Here is a 17504-nt window from a genome sequence, read left to right as displayed (position 1 = left end):
CAGTACAAGTTACTCGCGACAAGAGGGGTTGAAAAAACCGATTATGTATGGATTATATGTGCTGGGCTTTGTTGTATCCTGCCTGTTTGCACTGTTGTTGACCCCGCTGGTCAAACGCTTTGCCTTCTGGGTAGGCGCCATTGATAAACCGAATCACCGCAAGGTACATACGAGAATCATGGCGCGTATGGGCGGAGTTGCGATTTTCTTGGCTTTTGTCGGAGCTTACTTTGTCATTTCACCGGCCCTGTCCGATGTTAACGGAAACGCGGCGCTGGCATTGGTGCTCGGAGGATTTGTTATTGTGATCACCGGCGCTCTGGATGACCGTTTCGAGCTTTCTCCCAAATGGAAGCTTCTCGGACAATTCATTGCGGCCTGTATTGTAGTGGCATGCGGACTCAAGATTAATGAATTCAACGTCCCGTTCGGAGGACATTTCTCCCTGCCTGATTATGTGAGCATGCCTCTGACCGTTCTCTGGATCGTCGGGGTTTCCAACGCCGTGAACCTGATCGACGGTTTGGATGGTTTGTCTGCCGGTGTATCCGGAATCGGTACGGGCACCATTTTGGTTCTTGCGCTGCTGACACCGTTCAGCGATGCTTTTACCGTCATCTTGCTGTGTACCATTCTTCTTGGAAGCATTTCCGGATTTCTGTTCTACAACTTTCATCCGGCCAAGATCTTTATGGGAGATTCGGGAGCCTTGTTCCTCGGTTTTGCCTTGGCTACACTCTCGATACTCGGATTCAAAGTATCCGTCGTACTCTCCTTGCTGACGCCTATCATGATTCTGGGTGTTCCGTTGTCCGATACATTCTTTGCGATCATGAGACGTTTTCTCAACAAGAAACCGATCTCGGAAGCGGATAAGAATCATCTGCATCACTGCCTGCTTCAACTGGGATTCAGCCATCGCACCACGGTGCTGATTATTTACGGAATTGCGGCCATGTTTGGCGCGGTAGCTATTATTCTGAATAACTACACGGACTCTGCCTGGTTAACGGTTTTGATTGTCGTCATTCTGCTCTTTGTACTTGTAGTGGGTGCCGAAGCGATCGGGATCATCAGCAGCAGTCAGAAGCCGGTTATCCGTTTTCTCCAGAAGCTGCGCTTTAAACCTTCCGTGAACAGCCGTTTACCCAAATAAAGGCACGTGTTCCGGCAGCAGTTTTATTGAACTTATAAAATAAATACCTGACCATTCCACCTTGGAATGGTTTTTTTGTGCCTTTTTTATTCCAGAAAATGAGAAATGGCTAAACATTTCGGCGATACGGGCCGATATTTAAAATACAACTGTTTAAAGGACACCATGATTAGCTTCGCCTAACATCGGAAGGGGGCCCGCAGGCAGCAAGATTGTACATTCCATTGTAGATTTCATTCATTTATATAAGGAGGAGTTTTGTTTTGAAAAAGCATACCCGTAAATGGTTCAGCGTTCTCGTGCTCTTTTCGATGCTGATTAGCCTGCTTCCGCCTCTTACGGCTTACGCGGCTTCCACCATTTCCATCACAAACATGTACAACCAGACCGTAAACTTCGGTACGGACAAGGAAGCTCCAGAGGATTACAACAACGTAACACGCGTAACACGCAATCCGTTCACTCTGAAGGCGAGCATTTCTAACATCAGCGATTCGCAGATCAACTCGATCTACTATGAGATCATGAACGTGAATACAAAGCAGGTTACGGTGGAGAAATCCCACAAACCTACACAAACGGGCGCGAACGAGATTACATTCTCGAATATCACGCTATCCGAGGGACTAAACCGCATTATCGTTAAAATGGGAGACACCAACACGTTGTCTTCCGCACCGGGCTGGATTTACTACACACCGACGACCAACCTGACCGATTTTACGGTAAATAACGCTGGTCTTGTTGACGGCAAAATTTATCCGGTTGACCGCGGAAACATCAAGCTGGGTGTTACGGCTGTCGACATTAAAGCCAAAGCTTCCAATGCTAACGAAGTGAAGGCTTACGAAACAGGCAGTACGGTTCCTAAAATCGGTATTTTGAACCGGACCGAGGGAATGGTATATTTCCGTGGCGGAGATGCCGCTGCAGGCTGCGGTTCCACGGGAGAAATTTGTCTGAAAGCCGGGGATAACCGGATTGTTTTCGATTCCAGCAACGATTCCAACTCCTATCAAACGGAAAAACGGTTCGTGTACGACAACGGCCAGCCGTTTGCTTTCGGGGTACAGATGGGCGTTACGAGCGCAGGTACTACACAGTCTCTGCTGGACAAGCCTAACTTCGATGTAAAAGAACTGACGCTTAAAACAAGCCTGAAAGTTGACTATGATTCAACCGGCGCACTGCGTCAGAATCGTGTTGACGTTCTGATCAACGGACAGCAGGTGGCTGCGGGCCTTGATTTGAATACGCCAAGCAGCTCCGTAGGCGGCGCAGTCAAGAAGTTTGTTCCAAACTCCACATTCACGCGTGCCAATGAATATGCGGCTTATGATCTTGTTCTTGATTTGAACGTTGCCGGTCTGACCGAATGGACAGCGGCGCGTAATCCGCAAACGATCCAGTTTATTTTCAAGGATGCAACGGGTTCGGCAGGACAAGGTGAATCTTCGTATACCTTTAACTACACCAACCCGAACGAAGCCGGCATTCTCGATGTTTCGATGGTAACGGGCAAAGACGCCGCTACGAACACGAACATCTACACTTCCTTGACCGAGTCGGCAACGACCGAGGTTAACGAACTGCCGGTAGAAATGAAGATTAAAGCTAATGGACATACAGCTAAGATTAAAGTTTTCCTGGACGGCAAAGAGATCGCAGAGGTTGCCAATCCGTCTAACAATGAATTCATCTACAAACTGGAGAACATCACGGACGGCCAGAAAAACCTCAAGTTTGTTCCGGTTGATGCTTCAGGCACACTGGTCGATAACGGAAGCCGTCAGTATACGATCCAAATTAACAACGCACCGTATATTATCGCGAATCAAATCGCTAGCCCGGGCAACACGGGCATCACGCTGCGTGACGTTAAACAACTGACTTGCGGATCCGATGTCGCTTGTCTTTCGGGTAAAGCAGTTAACTACCTGCCTACAGGCGCCGGTAACAAAGTCGAGCTTTATGTCAACGACAAAATGATCGAGCTTCAAGCGAGCGACTTTGACGCCAACCGTCAATTTAAGTTTGATCTGGCCAGACTGGGTACGAAATACGGCATTACGCCTGCCCAACTGTTCAGCGAAGGCGCTAACCAGATCAAGTTCTTTATGTATGTAAACAACTCGTTGATCAGCAAGGCGATTTATAACGTAAACCTGATTACGGCAGAGGCGCCGGAAATCGTTCTTTTCGTACCGAATGAAGATTCGGTCGGCAAGAGCAAGTTTCCGAGAGCTCAAAAGCCGGACATGTATGCCACGAATGAACGTACCGTTCAATTGAACGGAAAATTCTTTAACACAACTAACGCGGGCAACGTTACCGTTTCCCTGAACGTGTACTCCAAAGATAAAGACGGCAATCCGCGCGCCGACTATCACGTGTGGAACAGCGCTTCCGGCTCCAGCACGAACGTAAGCGGAGGATTCTTCACCGGTATGCCTAGCTCCGGCGTTGAATTCAGAACGAATGCCATTAAGCTTCCTGAAAAAGGCGAAATGACGTTCCAGTTCACCGTTACAAACCAGGCTAACATGAGTGTTTCCAAAACGGTTACCATTGCACGCGAACCGCTTCCGTATGTCGTGAAAAAGCCGGTACTTATCGAGAACGAAAAACATGAGTACCAAGCGAACATCAACAGCAACTTCTACACGATTGTGATCGATGCCGAGAAAGCGGACAGCGTTACTTTCGGTAAAGAGACGGCAAGCAAGCAAACCTTGAACGAAAATGGCCTCGATGTCGATCGTTTCTCTTATGAAGTGAGAGATCTCAAGGCGGGCAAAAACACGATCAAGTTCACGGTCAACCGTGGAACCTCGAAAACAAACGGTACTATCGTGCTGTACAACACAAATACGCCGGTTGTCGGAGCGGAATATCTGGACGGTATGACCAGCAACTTCAACGTATTTAACGGCGACGTTAAACTGAAGTTCGATAAAGACACCAAACTTATGCGCTTTAAACCGACTTTCGATAACAATCAGTACATTACTGCCGACCGTAAAGTATACTTCGGTATTGCAGATACCGTTGACGGCCGTGTAGACAAGATCAGCAATCCGTTCAGCAGCGACTATGCCAAGTCTTTACTTGCCAGAAAAGGCAAGGGCGATAACTTTAGTGCAGCGAGCAAATTGTTCTACATCGATTCGGGTACAATTCCCGAGAAAGCAAGCGGACAATCCACAGAAGATTATCTGCAAAACGCTCTCCGGGGAAGAGGGGTAGAACCGTTTGATCTTAAAAACAACTTCTATACCCGTTCCGTTGATCAAACTGTAGTTCCTACCAAACGCGGTACGCTGACTCTTAAGTTCGACCAAGCTATCCGTGACGACGCAGGTAAGTATATCTCTGTCTTCTTCTTTGATACGTATGAGCAGTACAATACATTAACAGGACGTGGTTGGGTTAATCTTGGCGGTGTTGTGGATGTGAAGAGCAACACAGTCACGGTTCCGTTCGAGAAATTCGGCTACTATCAAGTTATGTACATGGATAAAGGCTTCGATGATGTAACGGGCCACCCGTGGGCAAGAAATGAACTGGAAACTTTGTTCTCCAAAGGAATTATGAACAGCAAAACGAACTATTCGTTCAGCCCGAATGAACCGATTTCCCGTGGCGAGTTCGCTACCATGCTCGTTCGCATTTTCGATCTTCCTTTAAATTACAGCGGTACGCCGACCTTTATCGACGTATTTAAGGTTGAAAATCTGTACGGATTGTATGACTTCAAGTACATCGAGACAGCGGCCAGAGCAGGTATCGTCAGGGGTACTGCAGGCAACCGCTTCAGTCCGGACAGCTCGCTTACTCGTCAGGATGCGTCCGTAATGATTGCTCGTGCGGCAGATTTGAAGCTGGGTACGGATAACAAAAAGATTCTCGCAGGACTGCAAAAGAAGTTTACCGATGCGAATACAATTGATTATTATGCCCAGCCGGCCGTTGAGGCCGTTGCGAGTGCCAAATTGATTGAAGGTAAGCCTAACGTGCTTATTGAAGGACAGAAGAAAGAAACCGTCCGTTTCGATCCGCTGGAGACCTTCACGAGAGCCGAGGCGGCTATTGTTGCGATTCGCGTAATGAAGCAGCAAGGCAAACTGAAGTAAAAGGATAAAAAGAAAAGACACGGCAGCGAATGGCTGTCGTGTCTTCTCTGTAAATGAAGCTATCCGATTTCAAAGTCCTCAAAATTGGACATACATAATTATCCCAGGCTATAATACATAAGGGTAATAAAAAAAGTTACAAAAAGATTTCAAAAAAAAATAAAAAAAATCGCAGCAGCCGCAACTTTTTTCGAAACCGCTCGTTTAATACATTGGAAGAGCAAGAGAGCTCCAAAAACACAGGGTTTTCTGGAATCATTTCTCAAAATTCTTCTTTACGTAGCAATAACGCCCATGTATAATGTTTAAAGTGGTGTTAGATGTCTACATATCTATTAGTTTCGTTACTAGATTCTATGTGGTCTTTTAGGCTGCAGATGAATTAGTTATACATTTAGGCTCAACCACTCTGGAAAGGGGGTGAATCATTCAATGAGTAATATGAGCTCTAGAATTTCTAATCACTCTCAAAACCCGAAAGATATTCAAGGAGGAGACAAAAAGGTTATGAAAAAAAGTTTATCCGTAATTCTTTCCACAGCTATGGCATTGTCCGTATTTTCTTCCGTAGCATTCGCAGCTAAGGCTGATGATTTCTCTGATCTTAAAGATCTGGACGCGGCTACAAAAGCTAAGTTCGATTCCATGATTCAAGCAGGCATCTTTGATGGTGTTGAAGAAGGCCGCTTTGGTCTGAACGACAAAATGAACCGCGCTCAATTCGCTAAAGTAGCAGCTCTGATTTTCGAACTGAAATCTTCCGCTACTACTTCCAGCTTCGAAGACGTAAAATCCAGCGACCCTGCTAACGGTTACGCTCTTCCTTACATCGAAGCTCTCCGTGTTGCCGGCATTACTGACGGTAAAGCAGAAGGCAAATACGTTCCAGCTGGCGATGTAACTAAAGAAGAACTCGCTACATTCCTGATCCGTGGTCTTGGTAAAGAGTCCGAAGCACTTGCTAAACCAGGTGTTTCCGATAAAACAGTTTCCGACTGGGCTAAAGGTTATGTTCAACTGGCACAAGAACTGAAATTGTTCGAAGCTCCAGCTGGCCAACCTTTCAACGGTACTGCAGCTGCTACGCGCGACCTGCTCGTAACTTCCGCTTACCAAGCACAACAACTTAACAACGCTAGCAAGAAGCTTTCCGTTTCCGAAGCTAAAGCTACTGGCGTTAAAACTGTAACGGTTAAATTCAACCGTGAAGTTGATACTGCTAAAGCATCCCTTGCTCTGAAAAAAGGTACTGCTTCTGTAGCAACTGACGTTAAATGGGCAGACGATAAGAAATCTGCTGTACTTACACTGACTAACAGCAAACTGAGCGCTGGTGCTTACTCCGTAACACTGAGCGGTCTGGCTGCTGAAACAGTTGACAAAGCCGTAGCAGAATTCTCCGCTGAAGACGAGAAGCTGACTAAAATCGAGTTCTTGAACCCTAGCGACACTATCGCTTACAGCAAGAACGTAATGATTAAACTGGCTGCTACGAACCAATACGGTGAAGCTGCTTCCCTGTCTGCTGGTGCATACACTGTATATGCCGGCAACAACAACGATGTACTGAAAAGAATCACTAAAGCAGAAGACGGTACTCTTCGTTTGATTCTCGATACAGCTACAGGTGATAACTACAAGCAAGGCTACGGCATTGTTTCCGTTAACATCATTGAGAACGATTCCCGTGTTAGCGTAAATAAAACGTTTAAAATTGGTACGCAGCCAATCATCACGAAGAGTGAACTGGGCACAGTGAAATACTCCACTGGTGATGCTCTTTCCGGCAAAGGTCAACAAGCAACGGTTGAATTGCTTCGTTACGACCAATACGGCAACCTGGTAGCTGCCGATGATTCCGAAGATTATGACAAAACAATTACTCGTTTCTTCTCTGAATATGAGAAAAACCTGAAAACTGAAGTTGTAAAATCCGGAAACGACGGAATTCTGACCGTTAAGGTATCTTTGCTTGATAACGTAGCAAAATCCGGCACTTATACACTGAACGTTCAAACTCAAGCTTCCTTCTCTACTGTTAAAATCAATGTTAAATCTTCGAAAGTAGCTACGAAGGTTAAACTGGGCGATGTTAAAAAAGAAATCTCCGCAGGTGACGACGAAGCAATTATCGATCTAGCTGCATTTGACAGTGAAGGCAACCAACTGAGTGCTGATGACATCGTTAACAGCCTGAAAACAAACCAAGGCAACGATAACACTGTGAACCTTTCGACTTCGAACGGTAAGATTGAAATCGTTCAAAGCGGTGAAAACAAAGGTAAACTGCGTATCACTGAAATGACTGCAACAGACAAGAGCATCATCAGCGTAAGCATTGTGTTGACTTCCCCAGGCCTTAACTCGTTCGACACAAAAACTTATAACGTTAAAGGTGCACGTATTCCTAGCACACTTAAGCTGACTAACGATCCAGCTAAGAAAGCACTGCCAGGCGCAACAGCTGATATCGAGCTGAACGTACTTGACCAATTTGATTCCAAGCTTGACAAAGCAGTTACTGGTGATGTGTATGTTCAAGTATCCTTCGCTTCCAATAACAATAGTGTTAAGCTTTGGGAAGATGGCCAATCCACTGTTGTGGGTGCGAATGCTATCGATGGTACTAAAAAATACGAAGAGGCAGACCTTAAAACCTTCAATAAAGGGTTTGATGTTGTAGTTGGCTCTGACGTTGATAACTCTAAGAACAATGTTCTAGGAACATTCAAAGCTGAGCTTGTCAACTCTAAAGGTAATGTCCTTGCAAGCATCACTAAAGAAGTTAAAGTAATTGATAAAACTGCAGATCTTTCTTACACTGTAACACCAGTTTCCGATCTTTATGCAGCTGCTGATAAACTGACTGTTAAAGAACAAAAAGAAATCGGAACTAGTGCTCTGCGTAAAAAAGTTAAAATCACTGCGAAAGACAATGCAGGTGATGTTGTAGCGCTTCCTTCCAACGTAATTACTTCCATTGCAACTTACAATGGTTCCGTGGTTATTGCTGACCTTGTAGGTGGAACTCCTTACGTACTGGGTAATAAAGTTGGATCCACTACAGTAGCTGTTGGTTACAACACTGCTAAAGGCGAGCAAAAAACTGCTTCTATCTCTATCAACGTTAAAGACGAAGCCGTTCAAGTTGCTAAAGTTGTAGCTGAAAACGACAAGGAAGTATTCTCTAAAGCTGGTAATAAATCCGCTCAAACTCTCCTTGATCTGACTGTGACTGATAACTACGGTGTTGAGTATGGTCCTGGTGTAATTGCTGATAACAACAACATCCTGGGTGTTATCTACACTGCAACAGATGTACAAGGTAGCGGTACTGTAACAATCTCCAGCAAAGGTGTAATCACAGTTACTGGAGATGTAACAAGCTTCACACTGCAAGCTATTGCTAACGGAAAATCCGATTCTGCTGTAATCACAGTTACGCCTTAATCAAATTTCCAATAGTAAAATTAAGGAGACCCTATTGGGTCTCCTTTTTTATTAAAGAAGGGGGAGGTATTTGTATGAAAAGGGTTGTAGGTTTAGGATTGATTGTACTAACCGTTCTTGCTTCTCCTATTCACGCCGCAGCTCCCACACCCGGCTCTGCAGATGATCCGGTCGTAACCAAGAGCTATCTGGAACAATACGTTCAAGGCCTTGGCGGATCTGTTGGTACAGGTGGAGGAAGCAATGGCTTAACAGAGAGCAAAATTAAAGAAATCATTGCGCAAGAAATCGCTAAGCTGCCAACGAACAACGGTGGAGGCGGAACGCCAGCCATCGGTCAAGGCAAAGCTATGAAAGTTGTTACGCTTAAAGCCGGACAAACTATTTTGGCGGACGCAGGGTCTGAGCTGATTGTACGTAATGGTAAGACACTTGCTGTGAGCAACGACGATAATGGCATTCCGGATGTCACGGCTGGTAAAGACCTAGCTGCCGGTACAGTGGTACAAAACAATCACCTGCTAATTTTCCCGAGAGACGGCCGCGGTGTTAAGCCTGATCTTAAAGAAACAGCCGACGTGTACGTAATGGTTCGTGGTGGTTATGTGGTTCAGAACGCTGATGGTTCTAAGGTTCCCCAATGACAGGGAGATCATAAAGAAAATCATAAAAATGCACTTTATTAAATTCAAAATTGGCATGGATTCCAGCTATGGAGTCCATGTTATTTTTGTTTTTGTAAATGATCTTTTTATTTTATCTAAAATGATCTATGACGAACGCAAACTCCTCCATAAATTAACCAAGCTGACAACAACTTATACGGGTCGAATGAAGTCGAAAGGTGATACTAATCGCACAACCAGTGAAGGAGTGTGAAAAAGATGTCGAAGAACAACAATAAGGTGGTACCGGAGTCGCATAAAGCTTTAGACCTACTTAAATACGAAATCGCTGCAGAGATGGGACTGCCTGTTGGAAAACAAGCTTTGGGAAGCTTGGATTTAAGTACGGAGTTTGCATCGGAGCTTGGTTCTATACCCGCAACTTCGATAAAAGAGGACTACTGGGGACACATCAGTTCACGGGATAGCGGGGCGGTTGGCGGGGCTATCACAAGCCGGTTAATCCGTAAGGCAGAAGAGGTTCTCTTCACTTTATAATTCATACCTGTTTCGTTGACATTCATCGACAAATGAAGTAACATAACTTCAAGAAGGTCCTGAAGCAACCTTTTCCACCGAGGAAAAGGTTCATTTTTTGTGTAAGTTCGCACTTGTTTCTACATACTAAATCAAGTAGGAGGTCGATGACATTGGCACTAGAACGCGGCAGACGTTTGTTTACATCCGAGTCCGTGACAGAAGGTCATCCCGATAAAATTTGCGATCAGATTTCCGATGCGGTGTTAGACGCATTTTTGGAGAACGATCCGAACGCACGTGTAGCTTGTGAGGTATCTGTGGCTACCGGTTTGGTTCTGGTCATCGGCGAAATCACGTCCCGTTCCGAATATGTGGACATTCAAGCCATCGCCAGAAAAACAATTAAGGATATTGGTTACACACGCGCGAAGTATGGTTTCGACTACCAGACGTGTGCTGTCCTTACATCCCTGAACGAACAATCCCCTGACATTGCACAAGGGGTAGACCAGGCTCTCGAAGCCCGTGAAGGCCAAATGAGCGACGCTGAAATCGAAGCGATCGGTGCAGGCGACCAAGGTCTTATGTTCGGATACGCAACGAACGAAACACCGGAACTGATGCCGCTGCCGATTTCGATGGCGCACCAGCTTTCCCGCAGACTGACTGAAGTCCGCAAAAACGGTACCTTGGAGTACCTCCGTCCGGACGGTAAGACTCAAGTGACGGTTGAGTACGATGGGGACAAGCCTGTACGTGTCGACGCGATCGTAGTATCTACACAGCACAGTGAAGAAGTCACTTTGGAGCAAATCCAAAGAGACATCAAAGAGCACGTTATCAAGCCAATCGTTCCGGAGCAATTCCTGGATGAGAATACCAACTACTTCATCAACCCGACAGGCCGTTTCGTTATCGGCGGACCTCAAGGTGACGCAGGTTTGACTGGCCGTAAAATTATCGTAGATACCTACGGTGGTTACGCTCGTCACGGCGGCGGCGCGTTCTCCGGTAAGGATCCGACAAAAGTCGACCGTTCTGGCGCTTACGCGGCTCGTTATGTCGCTAAAAACCTCGTTGCTGCAGGACTTGCGGAAAAATGCGAAGTACAGCTTGCTTACGCCATCGGCGTTGCTAAGCCGGTTTCCATCAGCATCGATACGTTCGGCACAGGCAAAGTGAGCGAAGAGAAGCTTGTTGAGCTGATCCGCAAACATTTTGATCTTCGTCCTGCCGGTATCATCAAGCAGCTCGACCTGCGTCGTCCGATCTACAAGCAAACGGCTGCTTACGGTCATTTTGGCCGTAACGATCTGGATGTTCCTTGGGAGCGCACAGACAAAGCTGAACTGCTTAAAGCGGAAGCTCTGTAAGATTAAGATTCATTTTAATACAACTTGTCTGACAAGACGTGAAGAACACGACTTTATCCTATGGGATCGGGTCGTGTTTTTTGTTCGCTAAATATTTGCGGAAGAATGGTTTAAGTTTAAGCGGCTATAAAGCTAGGAACATGAAGTTAGCGATATTCGGGAGCATCGGTCACTTATGTGAAATAGAATATGTGAAAAAACAATCGCAACAGAACAACGATGTTACGATCTTTCTTTCCTTAATAGTCGATGGAACACTGCCTCCTTTAAGAGCTTCTAATCTTCTCATACCCTCTATAAAGCATAAAAAGACTGATTTTAGACCCGATTATTCCAGATTGGACCAAATTCCGAGGCTTTCGCTCTCTTTTCTCAATTACTCTAGGAAAAATCACATAAATTTCGTAACTTTTTAGCTAGTTTAAGAGTCTATACTATTGTGTGTCCTAGTTGATTTTACCTATTTAGGAGAGAGGAAAGTGAAAGAAGAATGAGGTTTACCAACAAGCTGTGGAGATCGACACTCGCATTCGTCGTAGCTTTTCAGGTAGTCGTATCCCTGCCTGTTCCCACATTTGCCGCTGACCCTACGGTTACTTTGAAGTCGGAAAGCATTTTAACTTCAGGTGCCGTTATGAAGAAGTACGTTTGGAACTTTACCAGAAATAATAAGAAGGTCTCCGCGACTGCCAACGTAGTAGAAGTAGACCTGACGAACCCGTATGTGAAACTGGATGTAATCGCGGGGAAAAATAATCAGTTTACCGACAAGCAGACGGTGGCTACGATGGCCAAAGCGGCCGGCGCAGTCGCGGCGGTTAACGGGGACTTTTTTAATACGCAAGCGGAGGGCGTGCCCTTGGGCCCGCAAATCACCAACGGTCAAATCATGTCGACCCCATCCAACAAAATGTCCGGGTTGTACGCTTTTGGGATAACAAAGGATAACAAGCCGGTGATTGACCTGTTTGCTTTCCAAGGTGCGGTAAAAGCCAAGGACGGCACTTCCTTCGAACTCGGAGGCATCAACAAAACGTACTATTGGTATGATGACGGTACTCACAGCCATACGGACGGGTTGTTCATGTATACCGATGCTTGGGGACAGGTGGACCGTTCCAATGACGGAAAATCCGTGCCGACCGAGGTCTTGGTACAAGACGGGGTTATCAAACAAATCGCACCGGACACGGTTATTAAAGTCGAGCCGCCTAAGAACGGGTACATTTTAAGAGCCGCGGGCAAATCCGCTCAATTCGTTAAGGAACATTTAAAAGTAGGGGATCCTCTTACGGCGGATTACGCTTTTACTAACCAACGTACAGGAACGGCTTATGCGAACGATGCTTTTAAAACGATGATCGGCGGCCATTCCATTCTTGTAGACGGGGCTAAAGCTACCTCGTTCTCCCGCGATGTTTCTTCCCTGGGGGGCTACCGTTCCCGTACCGGCGTAGGATACTCCCAGGATATGAAGAAGGCTTATCTGGTTACAGCCGATAAGAACGACAACAGCGCAGGAATGAGCCTGCAGGAATTTCAGCGTTTTCTGATTCAGATCGGTGCTTACAAAGCGATGAATCTGGACGGCGGCGGTTCCACGCAAATGGTCGAACGTCCTCTTGGCACGAATAATATCCAACTGGCCCATGTAACGGAATATGGCACGCAGAGGGCTGTTGTGAATGCCCTGGGAGTCTTCTCAACGGCACCGAAAGGCCAGCCGAAGGGCTTCACTATGAAAGGCGACACAGAGCTGTTCCTGAACGAGAAAGCGACGTTCACCTTCAGTGGTTATGACGAATATTACAACCCGATTGTTTCGGACAGCGTTCAGCCAACTTGGAGCGTCTCCAACAATCTTGGGAAATTCGACGGAAATGCCTTCATTCCTACGAGCTTCGGAAGCGGTAAAATTACGGCAACAACCGGTGCAGGATCATCGAACCTGGACGTAAAAGTAATACGCCGCGCGGATATCAGCTCTATGAAGGTTTCGAAAGCGAGCGGACAAGGGCTTGTTGCGGGCGGGAGCTACAATCTGAGCGTAACCGCGACGACGAAGAGCGGCAAAACCAAGGAAATTTCCCCGGCATCGCTTGACTGGGAAGTATTGGGCGTGAAGGGTGAAGTCAAGAACGGCGTCCTGAAAGTAGACAGCCTGGAGGGCAGCAAGAATGCCCAAGTTATCGCCCGCTACGACGGGTACAGCAGTATGTTGAACATCCCGCTCGGCAATGAATCCATGTGGTATAACCTCGACGACAAGTCGGTACTTACGACTACGGAGAGTTTCCCGGCTGAAGTCGATACGAAGCTGAGCATCGTGAAGAACGAGTCCGGCAACAACAGCCTGCAGCTCGCTTACGATTTTACAAAAGGCAGCGGAAACAAGGCGTCTTACGCCGTTTTTAACAATACCGGTGCCCAGTTGTACGGCTACCCGCAGACGATCAATCTTAAGGTAAAAGGTGACGAAAGCCAGAACTGGCTACGCGCCGAAGTGATCGATGCAGATGGTAAAAAAGAACTGGTTGAGCTTGCCAAAAACATCAACTGGCAGGGCTGGAAGTCCATCTCGGCCAACTTGTCCGGCCTTAACCTGAAATACCCGCTTACTTTGCGCAGCATTTATGTGGTTAATCCGGAGCAAGGTCAAGATGAGCGCGCGCTGCAAGGCAAGATCGAGCTTGACGATATTTCCTTCAGCTATCCGAATTATGAGACTCCGTCCGGCAGTCTGAACAAAGTAACCCTGCAAATCGGGAATCAGATGGCAACCGTCAACGGAAAATCGTACTGGCTGGAGCAAGCCCCGATTAACGATCGCGGAAATACGCTCGTCCCGACCCGCTTTGTTTCGGAAGCTCTGGGAGCGAAAGTGCTGTGGGATCAGGAGGCACTCCGGGCAACGGTTGTTAAAGACGGGAACATCGTCGATATGTGGAACAATGAGCTCGATTTAATCACCAACGGCAAGCGGGTTACCGCCGAAGTTCCGCCGCGTATCATGAACAATTTAACGATGGTTCCGCTGCGTCTGCTGACTGAAACTTTAGGCTGGAAAGTCACGTGGAATCAGGCCGAACAGATCGTTAACCTGCAATAAATAGTTCTATTAGTTTACTCTCAAACAGCACAAAGTATGGTACTATAGAAGGCAGACCAATTTGTTTTGAAAAGGGGTTTGGAGCGATTTGCAGGTGGATGCATTAGACCGTGTCATCAAGAACGCCATCGAAGTCATGGAGAGCAGCAAGTACCAGGTATTCGAAATTTGCGAAAGCGCCCGGGGCGAACGAGAGTCGCTTATTAGGGAATCAAGTCAAGTTAAGGATGAAGTTACCCAGACGATCGAGCTGGTGGACAACCTGGAACGTGACTACAAACGTGCGCGTATCCGTCTTACGGAAGTAAGCCGTGACTTTGCCAGATACCGGGAAAATGACATCAAAACCGCCTATGAGGCGGCTATATCGCTCCAACTGCAGCTTACGGTATCCAGAGAAAAAGAGAATCACCTGAAAGAAAGACGCAACGACATCCAACAAAGAATCAAAAATGTAGACAAACAGCTCGAGCGGGCGGAAATGATCGTCTCCCAGATGAATGTCGTTCTCGAATATTTATCGGGTGATCTTAATCAGGTCACCCGCATTCTGGAGTCGGCCAAAAACCGCCAACTGCTCGGGCTGAAAATAATTTTGGCCCAGGAAGACGAGCGCAAGCGCATGGCCCGTGAGATTCATGACGGGGTAGCGCAGACCATGGCGAACGTCGTACTTCGCACGGAAATTGCGGAGCGAATGGTGACCAAGCAGGAATATGCGGCGGCAAAGGAAGAACTCATAGATCTTAAGTCCCAGCTGCGGTGCGGGCTGGAGGAAGTTCGCAAAATGATCTTCAATCTCAGGCCGATGGCGCTGGACGATCTTGGCTTGATTCCGACCGTACGTAAATTCGTACAGGATTTTGAAGATAAGACCCAGGTACATACGAAGCTTGAAATTTCGGGCAAAGAAACAAGACTTCCATCCGGGATGGAGGTCGCTATTTTCCGCCTGATTCAGGAAACCTTCTCCAATATTCTCAAGCATGCCCACGCAACGTTCGTTACACTTGAGCTGTCTTTCCAGGAGGATCTGGTTAGTATCTCCATTAATGACAACGGGATCGGTTTCAATGTGGACTTGACGGAGCATAAGATTGCCAAGGGCAACAATTTTGGCATCATCGGGATGCGGGAACGGTTGAAGCTACTCGAAGGGGACATGGCCATCTACTCAGAAAAGGACGTGGGAACGAAGATTACGATGTTGATTCCCATTCGCGCAGAGAACAAGGAGGAAATTGGTAATGGACAACCAGGGGAGTCCCAAGCGTAACGTAAGACTCATTCTTGCGGACGATCATCAACTGTTTCGCGAAGGCCTCAAACGAATCATTAATATGGAAGACGATATGGAAGTCATCGGGGAATGCGGCGACGGTATTCAGGTTATTGAGCTCTGCAACGAAATGCAGCCGGATGTAGTCCTGATGGATATTAATATGCCGCTGGAAAACGGCGTTGTCGCTACTGAGCGGCTTAAGCTTATTTTTCCCGACGTTAAGGTGATTATCCTTTCGATTCACGACGATGAAAGTTATGTGTTTGAGACGCTTCGCAAAGGTGCTTCCGGATATCTGCTGAAGGATATGGAGGCGGAGGCGCTGATCAATGCGATTCGCTCCGTTGTAGCCGGACATGCCTATATACACCCGAAAGTAACCGGTAAATTGATCAATCAGCTGCGTCGTATGACATATCTGGATGATAACGGTGTTATGGGATCGGGCAACGGCGTTCAGGAATCGGGCCTAAAATATATTCATGTTCCGACAAGCCCGCTGACCAAGCGTGAAGCGGAAGTTTTGCGGTTGATGGCAGAAGGCAAGAGCAACAAGCTGATCGGAGAATTCCTTTATATCAGTGAGAAAACGGTAAAGAATCATGTGAGCAGCATTCTGCAAAAGATGGAAGTGGACGACCGTACACAGGCCGTTATTATCGCCATCAAAAACGGCTGGGTGACTCTCTAGGAACCAACCCTCCCGCCAAGGCATATAGTATGCTAAGGGAGGGAGCCGTCATGTGGACCGGATTGATGTTATTTGTAGGGAGCTACATCTTCTGTGTATGTATGCTCCATGCGTTAAAACGCCCCAATGAAGCGGTACGTTCGTACCATCTGCTTTTAGTGACCAAGGATAACCAAATGCATATCGAATGGTATATCCGTTCTTTGTTTTTTATTGCGAGGTTTAGTGGAAAATCGCTGTCCGTATCCGTAATTGACGAAGGTTCTACGGACGATACGCTGCGGATTGCCGAGAAGCTTTCACGTTCCTACGAGCTTGAGATTAGAACGGTTTTGCCCGAATCTTCCTGGGAAGACTGGGCTTCATCATCTGAGCGCGATAACCTGGTGGTTATGCATGTGAGCAACCAGAAACAGCTGGTTAAACTTCCGTTGTTTGAGTAAACACCTGGGATTCTTCTTTGGCATTCTTCCGTCCGTAGTTTACGTAATCGTTTACAACCGAATAAGCGTTGAAGTAGGTGAGTCATGAAAGTTCAGGTTTACGCTGCTGCCGACGAGAATGGTTGGCAATGGCACATTTCCCTTGCAATGGCCGTCGACTTCACGTACTGGTTCGAGCGGCTCGGACGTTCTGTCCGGATTGTGCTGCTGGAGCCTCCTGTCTCAGTAGGACAAGCTCTAGCCTTGATTGATATGTTAAGCTCTCCCTCTTGCAAGAAACGATTGTCTCATGTTATCCCCGAAATGCATCCGCCTATTTGCGCGCCTCCTTTGTTAAGGGTAGACCCTAATCGGCTGGAGAATAACAATTTGGCTATCCACTATTCTTACTCTATTGGTAAAAGAAGTATCTCCGGAACCAATTCCGATCTTTTCAACCCCTCTAATGCCATTCATCCTACACCTTCTTCACCAGAGTCGTTAAATGACTTTTTACAAACATCAACCCTAACCGATTCAACAGCTTTAAACCATTCTCCGCCGCCTGACGGTAGAAAAAGCACGCTTCCTTTCCTCCCAGAAGAACTAATGCGTATCTCCCCGCCGCTTCCTTCAGAAATCATTCAATCTCTCACCTTCCATTCGATAGACTATGACAGATGGCTTACTTACGGCCCATCTGTGTTTCCTGACAATTCCACCACCTATGATCGGCTTATTAA

The 17504-nt window shown here is 46.7% G+C and carries 11 protein-coding genes; 10 read left to right on the top strand and 1 reads right to left on the bottom strand.

Annotation, left to right across the window (positions count from 1 at the left end):
• The first annotated feature begins 43 nt into the window (after positions 1–43).
• The 10 genes from AC58P5_RS24910 to AC58P5_RS24865 all read left to right on the top strand — a co-directional run bounded on the left by AC58P5_RS24910 (position 44) and on the right by AC58P5_RS24865 (position 16782).
• Entirely contained in the window at positions 44–1156 is a 1113-nt protein-coding gene (locus AC58P5_RS24910) for a glycosyltransferase family 4 protein (protein WP_497391447.1), read from the top strand.
• A gap of 263 nt (positions 1157–1419) precedes the next feature.
• Entirely contained in the window at positions 1420–5289 is a 3870-nt protein-coding gene (locus tag AC58P5_RS24905) for an S-layer homology domain-containing protein (protein ID WP_497391445.1), read from the top strand.
• A 432-nt stretch (positions 5290–5721) separates the two neighbouring features.
• Positions 5722–8739 carry an S-layer homology domain-containing protein gene (locus tag AC58P5_RS24900; protein ID WP_497391443.1) on the top strand — a complete coding sequence of 1006 codons (3018 nt, stop codon included), beginning with the start codon at positions 5722–5724 and terminating at the stop codon, positions 8737–8739.
• Positions 8740–8813: 74 nt separating this feature from the next.
• Complete coding sequence (locus AC58P5_RS24895; RefSeq protein WP_497391441.1) at positions 8814–9383, top strand: hypothetical protein; 570 nt, start codon at positions 8814–8816, stop codon at positions 9381–9383.
• Positions 9384–9623: 240 nt separating this feature from the next.
• Positions 9624–9902: an alpha/beta-type small acid-soluble spore protein gene (locus tag AC58P5_RS24890; protein ID WP_009677087.1), complete on the top strand. Its 279-nt coding sequence runs from the start codon at positions 9624–9626 to the stop codon at positions 9900–9902.
• 146 nt (positions 9903–10048) lie between these two features.
• The gene (gene metK, locus AC58P5_RS24885; RefSeq protein WP_497391439.1) at positions 10049–11257 is read left to right on the top strand and encodes a methionine adenosyltransferase; all 1209 of its coding nucleotides are present in this window, start codon (positions 10049–10051) and stop codon (positions 11255–11257) included.
• 490 nt (positions 11258–11747) lie between these two features.
• Positions 11748–14366, top strand: coding sequence for a stalk domain-containing protein (locus AC58P5_RS24880; RefSeq protein ID WP_497391437.1), 2619 nt, complete (start codon positions 11748–11750; stop codon positions 14364–14366).
• A gap of 88 nt (positions 14367–14454) precedes the next feature.
• Positions 14455–15642 carry a sensor histidine kinase gene (locus tag AC58P5_RS24875; protein WP_497391435.1) on the top strand — a complete coding sequence of 396 codons (1188 nt, stop codon included), beginning with the start codon at positions 14455–14457 and terminating at the stop codon, positions 15640–15642.
• Positions 15614–16339, top strand: a complete 726-nt coding sequence (locus AC58P5_RS24870) for a response regulator (protein WP_009677083.1) — start codon at positions 15614–15616, stop codon at positions 16337–16339. Before AC58P5_RS24875 ends, AC58P5_RS24870 begins: the two co-directional genes overlap by 29 nt.
• A gap of 50 nt (positions 16340–16389) precedes the next feature.
• Positions 16390–16782, top strand: coding sequence for a hypothetical protein (locus AC58P5_RS24865; RefSeq protein ID WP_497391432.1), 393 nt, complete (start codon positions 16390–16392; stop codon positions 16780–16782).
• Positions 16783–17234: 452 nt separating this feature from the next.
• Here the strand turns inward: AC58P5_RS24865 and AC58P5_RS24860 are convergent, their stop codons facing one another.
• Entirely contained in the window at positions 17235–17405 is a 171-nt protein-coding gene (locus AC58P5_RS24860) for a hypothetical protein (RefSeq protein WP_497391430.1), read from the bottom strand.
• Positions 17406–17504 lie beyond the last annotated feature (99 nt).

It is taken from the genome of Paenibacillus sp. JT31N7, from assembly GCF_059692095.1.
The sequence above is the reverse complement of the archived record's forward strand: the minus strand, read 5'-3'. Positions and strand labels throughout refer to the sequence as shown.

Bases quoted from the DNA above. Each gene is read 5' to 3' on its own strand.
- AC58P5_RS24870 (WP_009677083.1), top strand. From the start codon at position 15,614: ATGGACAACCAGGGGAGTCCCAAGCGTAACGTAAGACTCATTCTTGCG.
- AC58P5_RS24860 (WP_497391430.1), bottom strand. From the start codon at position 17,405: ATGATTTCTGAAGGAAGCGGCGGGGAGATACGCATTAGTTCTTCTGGG.
- metK (WP_497391439.1), top strand. From the start codon at position 10,049: ATGACATTGGCACTAGAACGCGGCAGACGTTTGTTTACATCCGAGTCC.
- AC58P5_RS24865 (WP_497391432.1), top strand. From the start codon at position 16,390: ATGTGGACCGGATTGATGTTATTTGTAGGGAGCTACATCTTCTGTGTA.
- AC58P5_RS24900 (WP_497391443.1), top strand. From the start codon at position 5,722: ATGAGTAATATGAGCTCTAGAATTTCTAATCACTCTCAAAACCCGAAA.
- AC58P5_RS24880 (WP_497391437.1), top strand. From the start codon at position 11,748: ATGAGGTTTACCAACAAGCTGTGGAGATCGACACTCGCATTCGTCGTA.
- AC58P5_RS24895 (WP_497391441.1), top strand. From the start codon at position 8,814: ATGAAAAGGGTTGTAGGTTTAGGATTGATTGTACTAACCGTTCTTGCT.
- AC58P5_RS24890 (WP_009677087.1), top strand. From the start codon at position 9,624: ATGTCGAAGAACAACAATAAGGTGGTACCGGAGTCGCATAAAGCTTTA.
- AC58P5_RS24910 (WP_497391447.1), top strand. From the start codon at position 44: ATGTATGGATTATATGTGCTGGGCTTTGTTGTATCCTGCCTGTTTGCA.